This window comes from Actinokineospora spheciospongiae, assembly GCF_000564855.1.
GTDB classification, from domain to species: Bacteria; Actinomycetota; Actinomycetes; order Mycobacteriales; family Pseudonocardiaceae; genus Actinokineospora; species Actinokineospora spheciospongiae.
Genome location: NZ_AYXG01000016.1, coordinates 1 through 16,278, shown reverse-complemented (window position 1 = coordinate 16,278; position 16,278 = coordinate 1). Strand labels below are relative to the sequence as shown.

The 16,278-nt window shown below is 72.9% G+C and carries 16 protein-coding genes; 4 read left to right on the top strand and 12 right to left on the bottom strand.

All coding sequences use genetic code 11. From position 1 onward, the window contains the following. Positions 1 to 16 precede the first annotated feature (16 nt). Complete coding sequence (locus tag UO65_RS01905) at positions 17 to 526, top strand: hypothetical protein (protein WP_035278126.1); 510 nt, start codon at positions 17 to 19, stop codon at positions 524 to 526. Between the two features lie 48 nt (positions 527 to 574). Here the strand turns inward: UO65_RS01905 and UO65_RS01900 are convergent, their stop codons facing one another. The 3 genes from UO65_RS01900 to UO65_RS01890 all read right to left on the bottom strand — a co-directional run bounded on the left by UO65_RS01900 (position 575) and on the right by UO65_RS01890 (position 1,870). Further along, positions 575 to 925, bottom strand: a complete 351-nt coding sequence (locus tag UO65_RS01900) for a PRC-barrel domain-containing protein (protein ID WP_035278123.1) — start codon at positions 923 to 925, stop codon at positions 575 to 577. 42 nt (positions 926 to 967) lie between these two features. Then, positions 968 to 1,321 (bottom strand): anti-sigma factor antagonist, encoded by a 354-nt coding sequence (locus tag UO65_RS01895; protein WP_052020466.1) that lies wholly within the window; start codon positions 1,319 to 1,321, stop codon positions 968 to 970. Between the two features lie 72 nt (positions 1,322 to 1,393). After that, a complete protein-coding gene (locus UO65_RS01890; protein WP_052020464.1) occupies positions 1,394 to 1,870 on the bottom strand; it encodes an ATP-binding protein in 477 nt (158 codons plus the stop codon). 256 nt (positions 1,871 to 2,126) lie between these two features. On the opposite strand from UO65_RS01890, the gene UO65_RS01885 reads away from it, so the two are divergent. Next, positions 2,127 to 4,127 (top strand): SEL1-like repeat protein, encoded by a 2,001-nt coding sequence (locus UO65_RS01885; protein ID WP_152551931.1) that lies wholly within the window; start codon positions 2,127 to 2,129, stop codon positions 4,125 to 4,127. Positions 4,128 to 4,224: 97 nt separating this feature from the next. On the opposite strand, the gene UO65_RS01880 is transcribed toward UO65_RS01885, so the two are convergent. From UO65_RS01880 to UO65_RS01840, 9 genes are all read right to left on the bottom strand, one after another. Further along, on the bottom strand, positions 4,225 to 4,827 hold the full coding sequence (locus tag UO65_RS01880; protein WP_052020462.1) for a DUF6801 domain-containing protein: 603 nt from the start codon (positions 4,825 to 4,827) through the stop codon (positions 4,225 to 4,227). A 779-nt stretch (positions 4,828 to 5,606) separates the two neighbouring features. Next, complete coding sequence (locus UO65_RS01875) at positions 5,607 to 6,533, bottom strand: LLM class F420-dependent oxidoreductase (protein WP_035278172.1); 927 nt, start codon at positions 6,531 to 6,533, stop codon at positions 5,607 to 5,609. A gap of 17 nt (positions 6,534 to 6,550) precedes the next feature. Next, positions 6,551 to 6,940, bottom strand: a complete 390-nt coding sequence (locus UO65_RS35355) for a hypothetical protein (protein WP_052020459.1) — start codon at positions 6,938 to 6,940, stop codon at positions 6,551 to 6,553. Between the two features lie 2 nt (positions 6,941 to 6,942). Beyond that, entirely contained in the window at positions 6,943 to 7,278 is a 336-nt protein-coding gene (locus tag UO65_RS01865; RefSeq protein ID WP_035278116.1) for a methyltransferase domain-containing protein, read from the bottom strand. Positions 7,279 to 7,490: 212 nt separating this feature from the next. Then, positions 7,491 to 8,291, bottom strand: a complete 801-nt coding sequence (locus UO65_RS01860; RefSeq protein WP_035278113.1) for a TetR/AcrR family transcriptional regulator — start codon at positions 8,289 to 8,291, stop codon at positions 7,491 to 7,493. A gap of 143 nt (positions 8,292 to 8,434) precedes the next feature. Next, entirely contained in the window at positions 8,435 to 9,091 is a 657-nt protein-coding gene (locus UO65_RS01855) for a hypothetical protein (RefSeq protein WP_035278110.1), read from the bottom strand. A 184-nt stretch (positions 9,092 to 9,275) separates the two neighbouring features. Continuing rightward, a complete protein-coding gene (locus UO65_RS01850) occupies positions 9,276 to 11,408 on the bottom strand; it encodes a bifunctional diguanylate cyclase/phosphohydrolase (RefSeq protein ID WP_084175226.1) in 2,133 nt (710 codons plus the stop codon). A gap of 451 nt (positions 11,409 to 11,859) precedes the next feature. Next, positions 11,860 to 13,062: a DivIVA domain-containing protein gene (locus UO65_RS01845; RefSeq protein WP_035278108.1), complete on the bottom strand. Its 1,203-nt coding sequence runs from the start codon at positions 13,060 to 13,062 to the stop codon at positions 11,860 to 11,862. 199 nt (positions 13,063 to 13,261) lie between these two features. After that, positions 13,262 to 14,143: a glycoside hydrolase family 19 protein gene (locus UO65_RS01840; protein ID WP_035278105.1), complete on the bottom strand. Its 882-nt coding sequence runs from the start codon at positions 14,141 to 14,143 to the stop codon at positions 13,262 to 13,264. 233 nt (positions 14,144 to 14,376) lie between these two features. Here UO65_RS01840 and UO65_RS01835 point away from each other — a divergent pair, with 233 nt between their 5' ends. After that, complete coding sequence (locus tag UO65_RS01835; protein WP_035278102.1) at positions 14,377 to 15,030, top strand: thiaminase II/PqqC family protein; 654 nt, start codon at positions 14,377 to 14,379, stop codon at positions 15,028 to 15,030. Between the two features lie 952 nt (positions 15,031 to 15,982). Continuing rightward, the coding region (locus tag UO65_RS01830) for a histone-like nucleoid-structuring protein Lsr2 (RefSeq protein ID WP_035278098.1) at positions 15,983 to 16,278 on the top strand (296 nt) is incomplete at its 3' end.

The window sequence follows — 16,278 nt, the reverse complement described above, 5'->3', positions numbered from 1 at the left end:
ACCGTAGGATCGCGCCGTGACCGACCGCAGCCCGCTGCTGGACCCCCTGGGCTGGCCCCGCTGGCTGGCGCGCGACGCCGAACGCCGCCGCCTGGTGGAACCCGAGGCGCTGTCCAGCATCGAACAGTCCGTTCGAGACTTCCCAGCAGCCGCCTTCACCGCGGGCCTGCTGCCGATCCCCCTGCCCGTGGAGCGGGTGGAGAAGCTGCCGCGCGGGGAGGTCCGCGACACCGCCGACGGCGTGCGCATCCGCTTCCGCGCGCAGAACACACCGGGCGAGACCCGCGGCTGGGTGCTCGGCAACGGCCTGGTGATCGGCATGAACCAGGCCACCATGCGCCCCATCCACGTCCCGGTCGCCCGCGGCGACAGCGCCGCGCTGCGCCTCGACGGCGTCGTGGTCCGAGCGCTGATCAGCGGCTGGGAGCCCTACCCGCCGCCGGTCGAGGTGGAACTGGAGCAGAACCGCTCCGTGCCCACCGACGAGTACCTGCGGCGCGTGCTGGCCGGGCGCGGGCGTCCATAGAGGCCGGACCCCGGTCGGCTCTCCCGCGAGGCCGCCTCGGGAAACCGGTCAGCGGCGGGCGAGCCTGCGCTCCACACCGGAGCCGTAGTCCAGGTCGAAGTGCGCGAACAGCCTGGGCTCGTCGGCCGCCAGCAGCTCGCCGTCGGTGTCGATCGACGGCGAGTTCTTCACCAGGTCCTTGGGGAAGCGCACCCGGATGAACTTCGGCGCCACCGTCGCCCCCACCGCCGGGGCGAAGGCCAACCGGTGCTTGCCGATGAACCCCACCTTCACCGTGAGGAAACTCGGCTCGTCGGTGATGGTGTCGACGTACACCGCCTCCAGCGAGCCGATGGTCTTGCCGTCGGGGTCGACGATGTCGTAACCGACCCAGTCACGCAGGTTCTCCGCGGGAAACATGACCCCCGGCTTCCCGGCCCGCCCCCTGGTCAAACCCCGACTTCACCGCGCCAGGGCGAGCAACCCGTCCGCCACCGTGTCGACCACGGGCAGCGCCTCCAGCACCCCCGACACCTGCAGGGTCCGGTGGGCGGCCGTGCCCGGGCCCGCGACGACCACGAACCGGCCGCGGTCGCACGCGGCGAGCAGCACGGTCAACCCGACCGAACCGAAGAACCCGACCCCCGTCAGGTCGCACACCACGCCGGTCACGCCCGGTTGCGCGGCGAGTTCGGCCAGTTCGGCGTCCAACTCCGCACCGGTGTTGAGGTCCACTTCACCGGTGGCGCGGAAGACGACGTCCTGCTCGGCGTGGCCGACCCGCAGGACACGGGTGGTGAGCAGGTTGGTACGCATGGGAGCCCCTCCATCGCGCGGTGGATATCGCCACCGGGCGGCTGGTTGCTCAACCGATCCCGAGCCCCCAGCCTAACCCCTGCACCCGGCGTCCCGCCGGAAGTGCGCTGTGACGGTGGTCCTCCCGTTGGCGTGCACCACGTCGAGCCGCTCCGCCAGGGCCGCCACCATCCTCAGCCCCCAGCCCCGCGCGTCCTCCCGGTCGGGCGCGGGCGGCTTCCAGGCGCCGTGGTCGACGACCACCAGCGTCACCGACTCCTCCAGCACCGTCACCGTCACCCCGACCAGACCGCCGAGCCGCTCGCGGTAGCCGTGCTCCACCGAGTTGGCGACGGCCTCGTCCGCGGCGAGCACCACGTCGTCGCGCAGCGGCCCGGTCACCCCGCGCCCGTCCAACCACCGGCCCAGCCGCCTGCGCAGGGCGGGCAACCGGGTGCTGTCCGCGGGCACGGTCACCACCAGCACCCGCGGATCGCCCGCGGCCGGGTCGGCACCCGCCACGCCCCCGGTGCCCGGGTGCTCCGCATCCGGGGTGTGCGCGTCGATCATCGCCAAGTCCCTTCCCCGGTCCGCCGTGGTTCCCGATCACCGTACCGCCGGACGGCGGTCCGACCACCCCCGGCGACCGGGGGTGCGTACGATCCGGCGACCGGACCGGTGCGCCGCGCCCGGTCGAATAACGATTCAGCCCGAGCACCCGCGCCCGCCCGTCTGGGGGTGGTGTCCCCGCCCCGTTGCTCCCACGATGGGACAGGGCGGGAGCGGGTGTGACGGTGTGGTGGGCGAGTCGACGAGGAGGGGCGGGATGCGGGGCTTGAGGCGCCTCGGCAGGCGCGGTCGGGGGCCGCGGGTGCGCGACCTCGGCCCCGAGCAGCTCGGGGCGCACCCCGCCGCGCCCGCGCCCGGCGCCGCCGCGGGCCCACCGCCGTACGTGCCCCGCGACGTCGACCCCGAACTCGACGCCCTGCTCGTCGACGGCGGCCTGGTCGTCGTCGAGGGCGACTCGGCCTCCGGCAAGACCCGCACCGCCGCCGAGGCCGCCCGCCGCACCCTGCCCGACCGCACCCTCGTCCAGCCCCGCGACGCCGCCGACCTGCGCGCCTGGGCCACCACCGACCCGGCCCCCACCGACACCGTCGTCTGGCTCGACGATCTGGAGCGCTTCCTCGTCCCCGGCGGCCTCGACCAGGACCTCCTGACCCGCCTGGTCCCCGCCGGTCGCACCGACGTGCTCCTGCTCGCCACGCTGCGCTCCCGGGCCAGGCTCACCCTCACCGCCGCCGGTTCGCAGGCCGAGGCCGAACTGGCCCGCCGCGCCGCCGACGTCCTCGGCCCGGCCACCACCGTCACCCTGCGCCGCGCCTTCTCCGCCGCCGAACTCGACCGCGCCGAGACCCTGCGCACCGACCCGCGCATCGCCGACGCCCTCGACCGCAGCGAGGACGACGCCCTGCCCGAACGGCTGTGCGCGGGCCGCTCCACCGCCGCCCGCTGGCACCGCGGCTTCGACTCCGACGACGTCACCGCCCTCACCGGCGCCGCGATCGTCGCCGCGGCCGTGGACGTCAAGCGGGCCGGGTGCACCACCCCGGTCTCCCGCAAGGTCCTCGCCGAGCTGTACGGGCACTACCTCGACAACGCCCCCATCGGCCCGGCCGCCTTCGACGCCGGGCTGGCCTGGGCCACCCAACCGGTGCGCGGCACCGGCGGCTGCCTGCTCACCCGCCCCGACGACACCTTCGAGGCCTTCGACTACCTCGTCGACGGGGCCGAGGCACCGGTGCCGGAATCGGTGTGGGAGGTGCTGCTGCGCCACCTGGCGCCAACCGACCTGCCCCTGGTCGGACTCGCCGCGCACCGGGCCAAGCAGGAGGACATCGGCCGCCGCATCCTCGTCCGCTGGGCCGACTCCTCGGCCGACCCGGCGGTCTGGAGCCTCGTCGGCGCCATGCTCTTCCGCGGCGGCACCGACGTCTCCCCGCCGCGCCGGGCCTCCGAGGCCATCCCGTGGCTGGTGCGCGCGGTGGAGGCGGGCAACGCCGACGCCGCCGGGCACCTGGTGCAGCTCTACCGCGAAACCGGCGACGTCGACTCGATGGAGCTGTGGGCCCGCCGGGGCGCGCACGCGGGCAACGCCGAGACCATGGTCGCCCTGGGCCGCAGGCTCATCGAACGCGGCGAACGCGGCGAGGCCGACCGGTGGCTGCGCAAGGTGATCGAGGGCAACCGCCTGGAGGTCGAACTGCTGCCGCTGACCGACGGCCTGCCCCTGGAGGTGCCCGCGGGCTCAGCCCGCCCCGGCGTGGTGGCGGGCGACTTCCTGGAGTTCTCCTGCCCCCGCTCGGACGCGATGATCCTGCTCGGGATGCTCCTCAACCGCCCCGGCCGCCACGACGAGGCCGAGCACTGGCTGCGCCGCGCCGCCAACACCGGCCTGATGGACGCCCTGCTGGTCTACGGCCACTTCGCCAACGACCGCAAGGGCCGCGTCGCCCTGGGCGAGTGGTGCGAACTGGCCCACCGGCTGGGCAGGTCGGACGCGGTGGAGGAACTGGGCGTCCGCCTCCGCAAGACCGACACCTTCAGCGCCCAACTCCTCTTCCTCTCCGCCGCCGACGCGGGCAGGCTGCGGGCGGTGGGCTACCTGGGCCAGATGTCCGAACAGCGCGGCGCCTTCGACGAAGCCGAGGCGTACTACCTGGAAGCCGAGGGCGAGTACCCGGAGGTGTCGCGGTTCCTGGCCCGGGTGCGGGCGGCCCGGGCGCAGAACCCGTGGCCCCCCATCAGGTTCCGCCTCCCGCAGTAGCCCCCTGCCTCCGACGGAAACGGCGGGCGTGGTCCCCACGCCCGCCGTCCCCATCGGAATCACTGCCGTCCCGGGTCCTCGTCGACCCGGGCTGTCGTCAACTGGTGATGTTGCTGGTCCCCAGGGTCGTGTTCTGGGAAGCCGGGCTCAGCGTCAGGGCCACGTCGAACGTGCCCAGGGCGCTGTTGGTGACGATGTGCGACGACGCGTTCGGGTTGACCGACACGGTGGCCGGACCCGTGGCGGCGCTCGCCGGGAGGGCGAAGGCCACCGAGCCGGAAGCCGTGAACGTCAGCGGACCCGTCGCCGGGACCGGGGTCGCGCCGATGGGCAGGGAAACCGGCACGTTGTACACGGTGTTGTTGCTGGCCTTGACCGAAACCGACGCCGTGATGGTGCCCGAGATCTGGGTGGCACCGACCAGCCGCAGGCCGTCGGCCGCCGTCTGACCCGCGTTGACGTCGATGCTGAACGGCACCGTCACCGTCGTCCCGCGCTTGACCGACGCGGGCACGTTCACGTGGGTCACCGTCGCCACGCTCTGCGTGCCGATCAGCGGGAACGAACCGGAGAAGGTGAGGCTCTTGTCGACGGCGAAGGCGTTGCTGGTCCCGAGAAGCGTGAGGGCGAGAGCGGTGAGCACGGCGACGATGCCGCCGCCGGTCACCGCGCGCTTCGCCTTGGCCAAAGTGGTCGTCACTGGCAGGTCCTCCTCGACACTGAGTGAACAGACGAGTGATGCAGGGGTTGAACACACAGGTGGAACCGGTGAATCCCGCGCGCCGGGCTACCGAAAGTGAGAGTAGGTCGTTCTCACTGACTGTGACAAGGTGAACATTCTCCGTCACTAAAAGATCTTCAAATTTTGTCACGGAAGTTTCATAACGCTGATTTGGTATTGAGTGAGGATGAGTAGAAGCGTGTGGGCCGCCCGCCGCGCTGGACACCATCGGCGCAGTGGCCGACCACCTGGCCACATGCCCGCCCACCACCCGCAAGCCGGTGCGGCCACCGGCCAACCCCTCAAACCGGCGGCCCGCCCATCGCTGCCCGAACGCAACCCGGTGTAGCCACCGGCTAACCCCGAAACCGGCGGCCCGCCCATCGCCGCTCGAACGCAACCCGGTGTGGCTGTCGACCAACCCCGAAACCGGCGGCCTGCTCGCCAACCGCTCGAACGCAACCCGGTGTGGCCATCGACCAACCCGAAACCGGCGGCCTGCTCGCCAACCGCTCGAACGCAACCGACCAACCCGAAACCGGCTTGCCCACCCACCGCTCCGAGGCGAACCGGCGCAGCGGCCACCCGCCCGGGCGCCACGCAGATCCCGGGCTCCGAACACGCACCCGGTGGCGAAACCGCCCACCAACCCCGGTGATCGGCGGCGCCTGGGCAGGGCAGGTCCGTGCCGGACCAGTCCGGCGAACCGACCCGCTCGGAGCCACGCCGAACCGCCTGGTGAACCGCGCCCAGCCTGCTCAGAGTTGCGGCGCCACCTCAGCGGCAACCAGGTCAAGATGCTCGAGGTCGGACAGGTCCAAGAACTGCAGGTACAGCTTGCTGATCGCCGTGGCCTCCCGCCAGCGGCCGATCTCGTCCACGACCTCCCCGACCGTCCCCGCCACCCCGTTCTCCCGCAGCTCCCCGGGTTCCCGCCCGATCGCGGCCGCACGCCGGACGAACTCCGCCTCGTCGCGCCCCACGCAGACCACCTGCGCCACCGAACGCTCCAACGGCCCCCGCCCCACGGCGGCGCAGGCGGCGTCCACCCGCGCGAACTGCTCGACGCACGCGTCGATCCCCGCGAACGGCAGGTTGAACTCATCGGCGTACTTCGCGGCCAGCCGTGGTGTGCTGCGCGCCCCGAAGCCGCCGATGATCACCGGCGGGCCGGGCCGCTGGGCCGGCTTGGGCAGGGCGGGCGAATCGGTCAGCTCGTAGTGCTTGCCCCGGAAGGAGAACCGCTCCCCGTCCGGCGTGCGCCACAACCCGGTGATGACGGCCAGTTGCTCGGCGTAGCGCTCGAACCGCTCACCCAGGTCCGGGAACGGAATGCCGTAGGCGGTGTGCTCGTCGCCGTACCACCCACTGCCGACGCCGAATTCAACGCGTCCACCGGACATCCGGTCGACCTGGGCCACCGAGATCGCCAGCGGACCCGGCAGGCGGAAGGTGATGGCCGTCATCAGGGTGCCCAGCCGGATGCTGCCCGTCTCGCGCGCCAACCCGGCCAAGGTGATCCACGCGTCGGTGGGACCGGGCAGGCCGTCGGCGCCACCCATCGGCAGGTAGTGGTCGGACCGGAAGAACGCGTCGTAACCGGCGTCCTCGGCCCGGCGGGCCACGGCGAGCAGGTCCGCGTAGTCCGCGCCCTGCTGGGGTTCGGTGAAGACGCGCAAGCGCAGTGGGGGGTGTGCGGTGGTCACCCGGCCACGGTAGTCCGCCCGCGCGAACAGCGCCGGAACCGGCACCCACTCCGTGAACCGCCCACCGCCCACCGCCACCGCCGCGCCACCACCGCCACCACCGCCGCCGCCGCGCCGCCGCCGCCGCGCCACCACCGCCGCCGCCGCGCCGCCGCCGCCGCCGCCGCTGCCGCCGCCGCTGCCGCTGCCGCGCCGCCGCTGCCGGGGCGGAGCTGGGTGTGGGCCTCGGCGAAGAGGCGGTCGTGGTCCATCCGGTGCAGGGCGTGTGTCACGGTCAGTGTGCCGACCGTGGCCGGGCCGAGCACCTGGGCCAGTACCGGCAGGTCGGCATCGGAGCCGAGGGCCCAGAGGATGTTGTCCGCCCCCGCGCGCCATTTCCGACTCAAGCTTACCGACGACCACCGACAATCCGCGGCCTCCGGCGGTGAGCCTGTGGACAACTCCTCGGACAGCCACCGGGGGTGCCCGTGGGCGTGGTGTCCTCGGTGGTCGTTGCCCTGACGGCGACCGCCATGTCCGGCTCCGGGTCGACCCCCAGGACGACCCGGAGCCGCCGGGTGAGCGGGCGGGTCAGTTGGCCGATTCCGCAGCCGAGGTCCACCGCGCTGTCGCGGTGGGTCAGGTCGAACTCCGCGCACACCGCCTCCACCAGCGACGGGGGGTACCCGCGCCGGTACCGGTGGTGGAAGTCGACGACGTCGCCGCTGGACCCCGGTTCGCTCACCGGGTCATCGTGGTGGGCATCGGGGGTGGTGCGCAGTGGATTTCACCCTCGGCTCATTCCGCTCACAGCGGACCGGACCCGAGGCGTCGGAGGGAGACCGGTCCTGTCCCGAGGATTCCGGGTCAGGACCGGTCGCCTCCACTCAGGCCGGTGGGTGAGCCGCCGCGCACCGGGCCCGCCGCGCACCGGACACAGTGGACCGGGTGGCCGGATCAGTCGCCGGTGGGGGTTTTGCGGGTGGCGAGCAGGGCCTCGACGCCGTCGAGGATGCGTTGGAGGCCGAAGTCGAAGTTGTGGGTGGCGTCGTAGGCCGAGCCGTACGCGGTGCCGACCGCCTCGCCGACGGCGGCGGCCGTGGGGTAGCTGGCGAAGTCGATGAGGGCGGCGAGCGCCTGGCCGTTGGCCTGCCACCACTCGACGTCGGTCAGGCCGGTGTCCTTCTGCACCTGGCGGGCGTCGAGCGCCCGGCGCGCGGTGTTCTCCGCGTGGCCGACCACCAGGTTGAGCACCGTGTCCATCTCGATCTCGCCCAGGCCGATGTCGGCGACGGCGCGCAGCTCGTAGTCGTACTTGACCATGACGTTGGGGCCCAGCGGCGGCCGGGTGATGCCCAGTTGCAGCATCCACGGGTGCCGGTGGAACAGCGCCCAGTTCTCCTTGGCCACCTGCTCCAGCCGCGCCCGCCAGCCGCCCGGCACGTGCTCGGGCTTGTCGGTCTCGGCGTAGACGGTGTCGAGCATCAGGTCGATCAGCTCGGCCTTGCCCGGCACGTAGGTGTAGAGCGACATCGTGCCCACGCCGAGGGAGTCGGCCACCCGGCGCATGGACAGGGCCACCACGCCGTCGGCGTCGGCGACCTCGATGGCCGCCGCGACGATCCGGTCGACGCTGAGGTCGCGCCTGCCGCTGCGCGCGGGGCGCTTCTGGTCCCGCCACAGCAGCGCCAGGCTCCGCGCCGGGTCGCCGCCGCCGCTGTGGTCCCTGGTTTGACCCTTGGTCCCGTCCTTAGCCATGGTTCTCCGATCGTACTGGGTACCAGGGCCCGGCGTCGCCGTGCGCGACCCCTATCGGTCGGAGATTTCCCATTTGCGCCACATATCCTCCGACCTGCGAGTTCCCGAGGTCTCCTCGGGGTTGTCGTCCAGTGTGGACCAGCTCACGCCGGAGCCGGTGCCACTGGGTCCACTGAGGACGCGGCGGCCCGCCTGCCGACCGCGACCACCACCGTGACCAACGACAGTAGCGGCATCGGGTTACCCAGCACAGTCGCGATCGCGATGTCGGCGGGGACCACGGCGCAGGCGAGCGCGAACACCCAGGTCGGTGCCGTGCCCGGGGCGGCCCCGCGCCCGCCGGGCACGCGCCCGCGCGGTTTGGCCACCGACAGCCAGGCCTGCAAGGCGATCGCGCCCGCCATGAGCGCGGGCCCGACCAGCAGGGCGGGCGGGGCCGGGGTGCCCGCCGCGGCCGCGTCGACGGCCGCGTGCAGCTTTCCGGATAGCACGAATATCCCGATATACAACTGGATCAGGGTGATGGCGAACTTCGCCGCCACCCACCAGTGCCGGAAGAAGCCCCACGAGGTGGCCGCCGCCAGCACGATGCCGGTCATCGCCGACGCGTTCGCCATCGGCGCCAGCAGGGCCAGGTCGAGCTTCTCGGCCATGGTGGTGGCCGCGATCCGCACCGCCCGGTCGTCGGTCGCCTCGCTCGCGGACAGCAGGACGAACAGGCTCAGCGCCTGCGCCATCCAACCGACCGAGGTGAGCACGTGCAGCCACACGAGCAGGTGTCGCCATCTCTTCGTCGCCATGGGCGCACACCCTGCCGCGCGGGCGGGTGTTCCCACCTCCTGGGAGAACCCGGAGATCACCCTGATCCCACCCGGGGTCGGACCGGGGGCCACTCGACTGCGCGAATCGGGCGGCTGGGGGGCCGAGCGGGTGGTCGCGCCCGACACCGGCACCGGGATCGAGCACCCCGGCACCGCCGACACCTCAGGAGGGGCCGCGGTGCACCAGGTGCAGGTCGGCGATGGCGCCGCGGTCGTGCAGCCGCAGGAACAGGTCGGCGACGTCCGGGTCGAACTGGGTGCCCCGGGCGGCGCGGATCTCCTCGCGGGCCTGGTCGGCCGACAGCGCCGCCTGGTACGGCCGCTGCGACCGCATCGCCGCCCAGGAGTCGCACACCGCCACGATCCGGGCCTCGACCCGGATGTCGCGCCCGGCCATCCGGTCGGGGTAGCCGCGCCCGTCCCACCGCTCGTGGTGCTGGCGGATCACGTGCGCCACCCCCAGGTGCCCCGGCAGCAGCGAGGTCATCCGGAACCCGTGCTCGGGGTGCTTGCGCACCAGCTCCCACTCGTCCTCGTCGAGCCGCCCCGGCTTCACCAGCACCGAGCGCGGCAGCAGGATCTTGCCCACGTCGTGCAGCCGCCCGGCCAGTTCGGTGCGGCGGACCAGGTCGGAGTCGTAGCCGAACTCGTGCGCCAGCATCCGCGCCCACCTGGCCACCGCCCGGCTGTGCCCGTGGTCGTCGAGCAGGTCGTCGACCGCGTCGGCCACCAGGTGCAGGTAGTCGGTGCCGTGCGGCTCCGGCCGCTCCTGTTCCTCGGGCACCTCGGGGTTGCTGTCGCTGGCCACCACCACCCGGTCGCGGCCCGCGGCCTTGGCGCTGTAGAGGGCGCGGTCGGCGATGGCCACCAGCTCGGCCGGGCTGGTGCCGTGGGTGGGGTAGCGCGCGGTGCCGATGGAGACGGTGACCGCCACCCACCGCTGCTGGGTCACCACGATCGGGGCGCTGGCCACCTGCTCGCGCAGCCGGTCGGCCAGCACCGCCAGCGAGTCCAGCTCGGCGTTGGGCACGATCAGGGCGAACTCCTCGCCGCCGTAGCGGACCAGCACCTCGCCGCCGCGCACGGTCGAGCGCAGCCGGGCGGCGATCTCCACCAGCACCCCGTCGCCCGCCGGGTGCCCGTACCGGTCGTTGATGGACTTGAAGTGGTCCACGTCCACGATGAGCACCGCCACCGACCCGCCCGAGCGGCGGGCCCTGGCCATTTCCAGCGGTAGCTGCGCCTCGAAGAAGCGCCGGGTGTGCAGGCCGGTGAGCACGTCGGTGATGGCCAGCCTGCGCTGGTCGGACACCAGGATCGCCAGCCGGGTGATGGTCAGCAGGAACAGCAGCGCGCAGGCCCCGGCCACCACCGGGATGTCGCGCAGCGCGCCGGAGAAGTACTGCGCCAGCAGCACCGCGGGGGCCAGCAGCGCCACCCCGGACAGCAGCGCGATCCGGATCGGGTTCAGCGGCCCCTCGTGCACCTGGGCCCGCTCGCTGACCCGCCCCATCGTCGGATGCAGCGCGCTGGCCCCGAGCAGGAGGTTGCCGGTGAGCCAGATCGCGTCCAGGTAGTTGCCCGCCGCGTAGGTGCCGGTCACCTGCTGCGCCACATAGATCGTGTCGGCGGTGAGGATCAGCGCCAGCCACCCGACCAGCAGGAAGAACGCCTTCGGCCGGGCGCCCGCGCCCAGCAGCAGCCCGAGCGCGACGGTCAGCAGCACCAGGTCCATCACCGGGTACCCGACCGAGGCCAGCTCGACCAGCACCGGCGCGTCCCGCCTGCTCTGCGGGCCGATCAGGTACACCCACGACAGCATCGCCGCGACCACGGCCAGCGTCCCCGCGTCGAGCAGCCCCGGCAGGTCGCGCCCCGGCGCCCGCCTGCGGATGAGCAGCAGCAACCCGAGCGCGGCGGGCAGGTAGTGCCCCAGGTAGAACACGTCCGCCCAGGACGGGAACGCGGTGATCCCGAAGGTGTAGTGCGAGACGTAGAAGACCGCGTCGGCGGTGAAGTAGGTGGCCTGGCTCACCGCGATGAGCGCCCACGGCAACCGGTCCCCGCGCCGCGCCCGGGCCGCCCCCGCGCCCACCGCCACGGCCGCCGACCCGCTCAGCAGGCTGTAGAGCACGACCCGGACGGGGAAGCCGTCGGCGCGGACGGGTGTGAGGTAGTACACGACGACCAGCGCGAATCCTGCCAGCAGGTACACCAGCCAGGCACCGCGCGCGGTGCCGGTCCCGTTGTCGGGCCGGGTGCCTCCCCGGTCGCCCGCGCCGTTCTCCGTCTCCATCACCCCGGACGCTCATCCCGCTCCGGCCCGCCCGGCCGTCGCGCTGTGTCGGCAGACAGCGATCATGCCGCATCGGGTGGGGTCCGCGCGGGAACCATCGGTATCCGACTCATCGCCCGTTCGGCCCAACATCATGGCACAACCGCACAACGATGACCGCCTGCCGAGGATACGGGGCGGAAAGCCGCTGCCCCGTGCTCTCACCCGGTGCGGGCGGTGGCCGGGAGGGCTGCGTGGACCTGGGCCGCGGTGAACCCGCAGGTCAGCCTGACGGGGGCGGGCGGGTGCCCGTGACGTGGGCAGGAGCGGGTTTGCCCGCTGTTCATGTCGGCGCGGGCCTGCTGTCGGAGCGCGGGCTCGCCGGGCGGCGCGGGGGTGTGGTCGCGGGGTGGCGGGGGCTGCCCGCGCGGGTCTCGGTTCACCCGCGCGGGTCAGCGGGAAGTGGTGCCGGTCAGGCTCCCGCGGTGACCGGGATGCGGGGGAGGGTGCGGTCCGGGTCGTCGTCGTCCACCGGGGCGGGCGGGGTGCGGGGGGAGGTGGTCGGGGTGGGCACCGGGTCCGAGAGGAGGTCCAGGCCCGCTTCGCGGACGGTGGCCAGGCTGGCCACGAGCTGCGCGTGGACCCGGCGCTTGCGGTCCACCAGCTCGGCGAACTCGGCGCGGGCGGCGGCGAGCACGCGGTTGGCCCGCTCCCGGGCGCCCTCGGTCATCGCGGCGCACTCGCGTTCGGTGGCGGCGGTGCGTTCGGCCAGCTCAGCGGTGGTGCGGGCGCGCTCGACGTCGAGTTCGACGGCCAGCCGCACGCGCAGTTCGGCCATCTCCTCGGCCACCCGCTCGCGCTCGGCGGTCAGGTCCGCCCCGGTGCGGGCGCGGAGTTCGGCCAACTCGGCCTCGACCCGCTCGCGCGTGCGGGCCAGCTCGGCGTCGGTCCGCTCCCTGGCCCGGACCAGGTCCGCGCTGGTCTGCTCGCTGTCGGCGGCGGTTTCCGCGCGCGCCGCGGCGAGGTCGGCGTCGGTGGCCTGCCGGAGCCGGGTCAGCTCCGCCTCCGTGCTCGCGCGCAGCTCGGCCAGCTCGGTCTCGGTGCGGAGGCGGTCCGCGGTCAGTTCGGCCTGGGTGCGGGTGCGCAGTTCGGCCATCTCCGAGGTGGTCCGGGTGCGCAGCTCCGCCAGCTCGGCGGTGGTCTCGGTGCGGAGTTCGGCCAGCTCAGCGGTGGTGCGGGCACGGTCGGCGATCAGCGCCTCGCGCTCGGCGACCAGGGCCGCCCGCTCGTCGGAGAACTCCGCGTCGCGGGCCGCGGCGGCCCGCGCGTCCAGGCGGGCGCGTTCCCGGCGGGCGTGCTCGTCCTCCGCGCGGACCCGGCCGCGGATGTCCGCCGCCTCGGCCGAGGCGCGGGCGACGATCTCCTCGGCTTCCTCCCTGGCGATCTCGACCATGCCCGTCAGCCGCTCGGTCAGCGACTCCGCCGACAGCGGTGCCCGCCTGATCCGGGCGAGGCGGCCGCGCAGGAGTTGGTTCTCCTCGCGCAGGGTGGTCAGCTCCGCACCGAGGCGCTGCCCGGCGCGCTGGTGCTCGGCGGCGGCGGCGCGGAGTTCGCCGATGGCTCGGTCCACCTGACCCCGGTGGTACCCCCGCCAGGAGCTGTCGAAGACGGTCATGGGTGTCTCCTTCCGGGAGTCGGCGGCAATTTCCATTACTACCAACATTGTTGCCCGGTGGCGAACAGCGGAAACCGTCGCGGTGGTCACTCACTCCACAAAGGACCTGCAAACGGTCCTGGTCGGAACGCCGCGGACGACGGGGCCCGCGGCGCGTGCGCCGCGGGCCCCGTCACTCAATCGTCACAACGCGCGCGTGTCAGCAGCCGAGGTTGTTGCCCGGCGTCGTGCCCAGGGCCGCGGTGAACCTGCGGTAGGCGTCGATGCGGCTCTGGACCTGGGCGGGGTTGCCGCCGTTGCACTCCAGGGCGCCATTGATGCTGCGGATGGTCTCGCCGAAGCCCGCGCCGGTGACCATGGCGTTGTGCGGGGTCATGGTGCCGGGGCCGGACTGGGTGTTCCAGTACCAGAGGCCGGTCTTCCAGGCCACGGCCGAGTCGCGCTCCACCAGGTACGGGTTGCGCAGCAGGTCGATGCCCAGGGCGTCGCCAGCCGCCTTGTAGTTGAAGTTCCACGAGAGCTGGATCGGTCCGCGGCCGTAGTAGGCGGCCTGGCCCGCCGGGCAGCCGTAGGGCTGGGTCGCGTCGCAGTAGTGCGGGTAGTTCGCCTCGTTGATCTCCTTGACGTACACCAGGCCGCCGGTCTCGTGGTTGACGTTGGCCAGGAAGGCCGCCGCCTCGCGGCGCTTCGTGGTGTCGTCGCCGGTGTTGGCGAAGCCGGGGTAGGCGCTGATGGCCGCGGTCAACCCCGCGTAGGTGTAGAAGGGGTTCCGGCTGGGGAACATCGAGTTGAACTGCTGCTCGCCGACCACGAACCCGGAGGGGTTGTCCGGCGGGGTCGTGCCGCCGCAGCCGCCCGCGTCGGCCCAGACCTGCGCGGAGCCGGGGGTCTCCCCCTGCGTCCACCACTTCGCGGACCAGTTGTGCCCGTTGTGCGAGGCGGTGTTGCCGCCGACGTAGACGGTGCCCGGGTTCCATGGCGCGGCGCAGTCGGCCGCGGTGGCCGGGCCCGCGCCCGCGACGGCGAGGCCCGCGGCGGCGGCGAGGGCGGACAGGAGGGCGAGGAAGCGGGTTCTCGACACGTGATCACTCCGTTTCGTGGACGGACCGGCACGTGGTGGGCACGGTGACCCACCGTGTGGTGAGGATTACTCAAGCTGACCGGGGTTGGGCGCGTCAAGGTCTAGACCATTATTTTTGGTTTAGACCTCTCGCGTCGGTCGATGCCTGGTCGGCGTCGTGCCACCGCCGTTGATCTACGCTTCGTGGTGCCCGGGTGGTCCGCAGGCGCCCGGTTTCCGCCGAAGGGAATGCGATGACGCGATCCGCGAGTGAACTGCTGGCCCGGGCGCAGCGGGAGCTGCTCCCGGGGGAGCACGAGAACCTGTTCGTCCCCCGGGTGGCCTCCGGCGCCGCGCCGCTCGCGGCGCTGCGCGCGCTGGCCGAGGAGGAGCTGCGCATCGTCCCCAGCGACTGGCGCACCTTCCTGACCCTGGCCGCCCAGGCCGTCGACCCCGCCGCCCGCGACGTCTTCTCCGCGCTGGCCGGTGGCGAGGGCGTGGCCCTGGCCAGGCTGCGCGACTTCGCCACCGCCGCGGGCCTCGACCCCGACGCCCCCACCGAGCCGCGCGCGGGCTGCCAGGCCTACCCGTCCTACCTCGCCTGGCTGGCCCTCAACGGCAACCCGCGCGACGCCCTGCTGGCCATCCTGGCCAACTTCGCCGCGTGGGGCGGCTACTGCGCGTCGATCTCCGCGGGCCTGCGCGAGCACTACGGCTTCGACGAGACCGGCACCGCGTTCTTCGACTTCTTCGCCACCCCCGTCCCCGAGCTGGAGGCCCAGTACGTCGTGGCGCTCCAGCAGGCCTTGGACGACGGGTGGACCGAGGAGCGCGCCATGGGCTACGGCCGCCTGCTGCAGAATTACGAGCTGCTGTTCTGGAACACCCTGGGCGCCGTCACCGATTGACGACCACCCGGGGCCGGGCCGCGCGGTCCGGCCCCGGATCGCCGTCGAAGTCCCTTCCCCGCCCGCTCGTCACCGCGTCCGTGCCGTCGAGTGGGCGTTCCGGAATGCGCGGGCACCGGCTCGGCCACCCGATCGCCGCTCCGCGAGCCGATCCCCCTTCGCCGCTGGAGTCGCCGGAGAACAACGCGCCCGGGAACACCTCCACCGCGTCCACGTCCCGCGCGTGCGGTTCCGGTCATGTCCGCGTGCGGGTGGCCGCCTGATTTCGCACCCGGCTCATTGGCGTTCCCGCCGGGGCGCGCGGGCGACGCTGCGTCCGGGAACCGACACTTTCCGCCGAACTGCCCGGGAAATCGACCGGGAAGGCGGGCTGTCGCGCGGTGATAAAGCGGGGTGGTATGGCGGTGGGCGCGGTGTGCTCGGCGGGGTGCGGGCGAGGCGGTGGCACCGCTTCCCATTCCCACTTCTCGGTCCGGCGCGGTGCTCGCACGGGTCTCGCCCACCGGCATCCGCCGATCCGATACCCGCCGGTACGGTCGGCGTGGTTCCGCGGTGCCGGTTCGGCCGCCCGAAGTGGGACCTGCGCCGGGTCGGGGGTCTGACCTGCCCCGAGCCGTCCACGTCCTGTTTCCGCCGGTTCACCTGCCGCGTTGCGCCCGCGTGGGCAATGGGGTTTAATCGCCGGTGGCGGATATCGCGTGCGCGAAAGGGAAAGCGGCTGCTTTCCCCCAGGTGGGCTCCCTGTGTGGGCGGGAGCCGGACAAAGCCCGAGGGCGCGTCAAGGTACCCCTATCCGGCCCAGGGGTGGTAAATCAGTCGAACACGACCGGGTGTGAGTTGCCGGATGGTGGACGAACCGTATCTTTTTCGGCGGGTCAGCTTTCCGTCGAATGCTTCTTGCTGCTAACTTCCCGTCCACAAGCAACAACCATGCTCACACGAGGTGCCCCCCATGGCTCAGAAGACAATTGTCCAGCTCTTCGACGACCTGGACGGTTCGACCGGTGACGACATCCGCTCCGTCGAGTTCAGCCTCGACGGGGTGCGCTACGAGATCGACCTGAACGAATCAAACGCGAGCAGGCTGCGCGACGAGCTGGCCGAGTTCATCGAGGCCGCGCGCCGCACCGGCGGGCGCGTCAAGCGCTCGGCCGCCGCGTCGAGCCCGGTCAAGGCTGCGGGCGAGGGGCGCTCCAAGGAGCAGACCAAGGCCATCCGCGACTGGGCCAGGCAGAACGGCCACGAGAT

Coding starts and splice junctions, on each gene's coding strand:
- UO65_RS01900 (WP_035278123.1), bottom strand. CDS start 925: ATGTTTCCCGCGGAGAACCTGCGTGACTGGGTCGGTTACGACATCGTC.
- UO65_RS01895 (WP_052020466.1), bottom strand. CDS start 1,321: ATGCGTACCAACCTGCTCACCACCCGTGTCCTGCGGGTCGGCCACGCC.
- UO65_RS01890 (WP_052020464.1), bottom strand. CDS start 1,870: ATGATCGACGCGCACACCCCGGATGCGGAGCACCCGGGCACCGGGGGC.
- UO65_RS01885 (WP_152551931.1), top strand. CDS start 2,127: ATGCGGGGCTTGAGGCGCCTCGGCAGGCGCGGTCGGGGGCCGCGGGTG.
- UO65_RS01860 (WP_035278113.1), bottom strand. CDS start 8,291: ATGGCTAAGGACGGGACCAAGGGTCAAACCAGGGACCACAGCGGCGGC.
- UO65_RS01855 (WP_035278110.1), bottom strand. CDS start 9,091: ATGGCGACGAAGAGATGGCGACACCTGCTCGTGTGGCTGCACGTGCTC.
- UO65_RS01850 (WP_084175226.1), bottom strand. CDS start 11,408: ATGGAGACGGAGAACGGCGCGGGCGACCGGGGAGGCACCCGGCCCGAC.
- UO65_RS01845 (WP_035278108.1), bottom strand. CDS start 13,062: ATGACCGTCTTCGACAGCTCCTGGCGGGGGTACCACCGGGGTCAGGTG.
- UO65_RS01835 (WP_035278102.1), top strand. CDS start 14,377: ATGACGCGATCCGCGAGTGAACTGCTGGCCCGGGCGCAGCGGGAGCTG.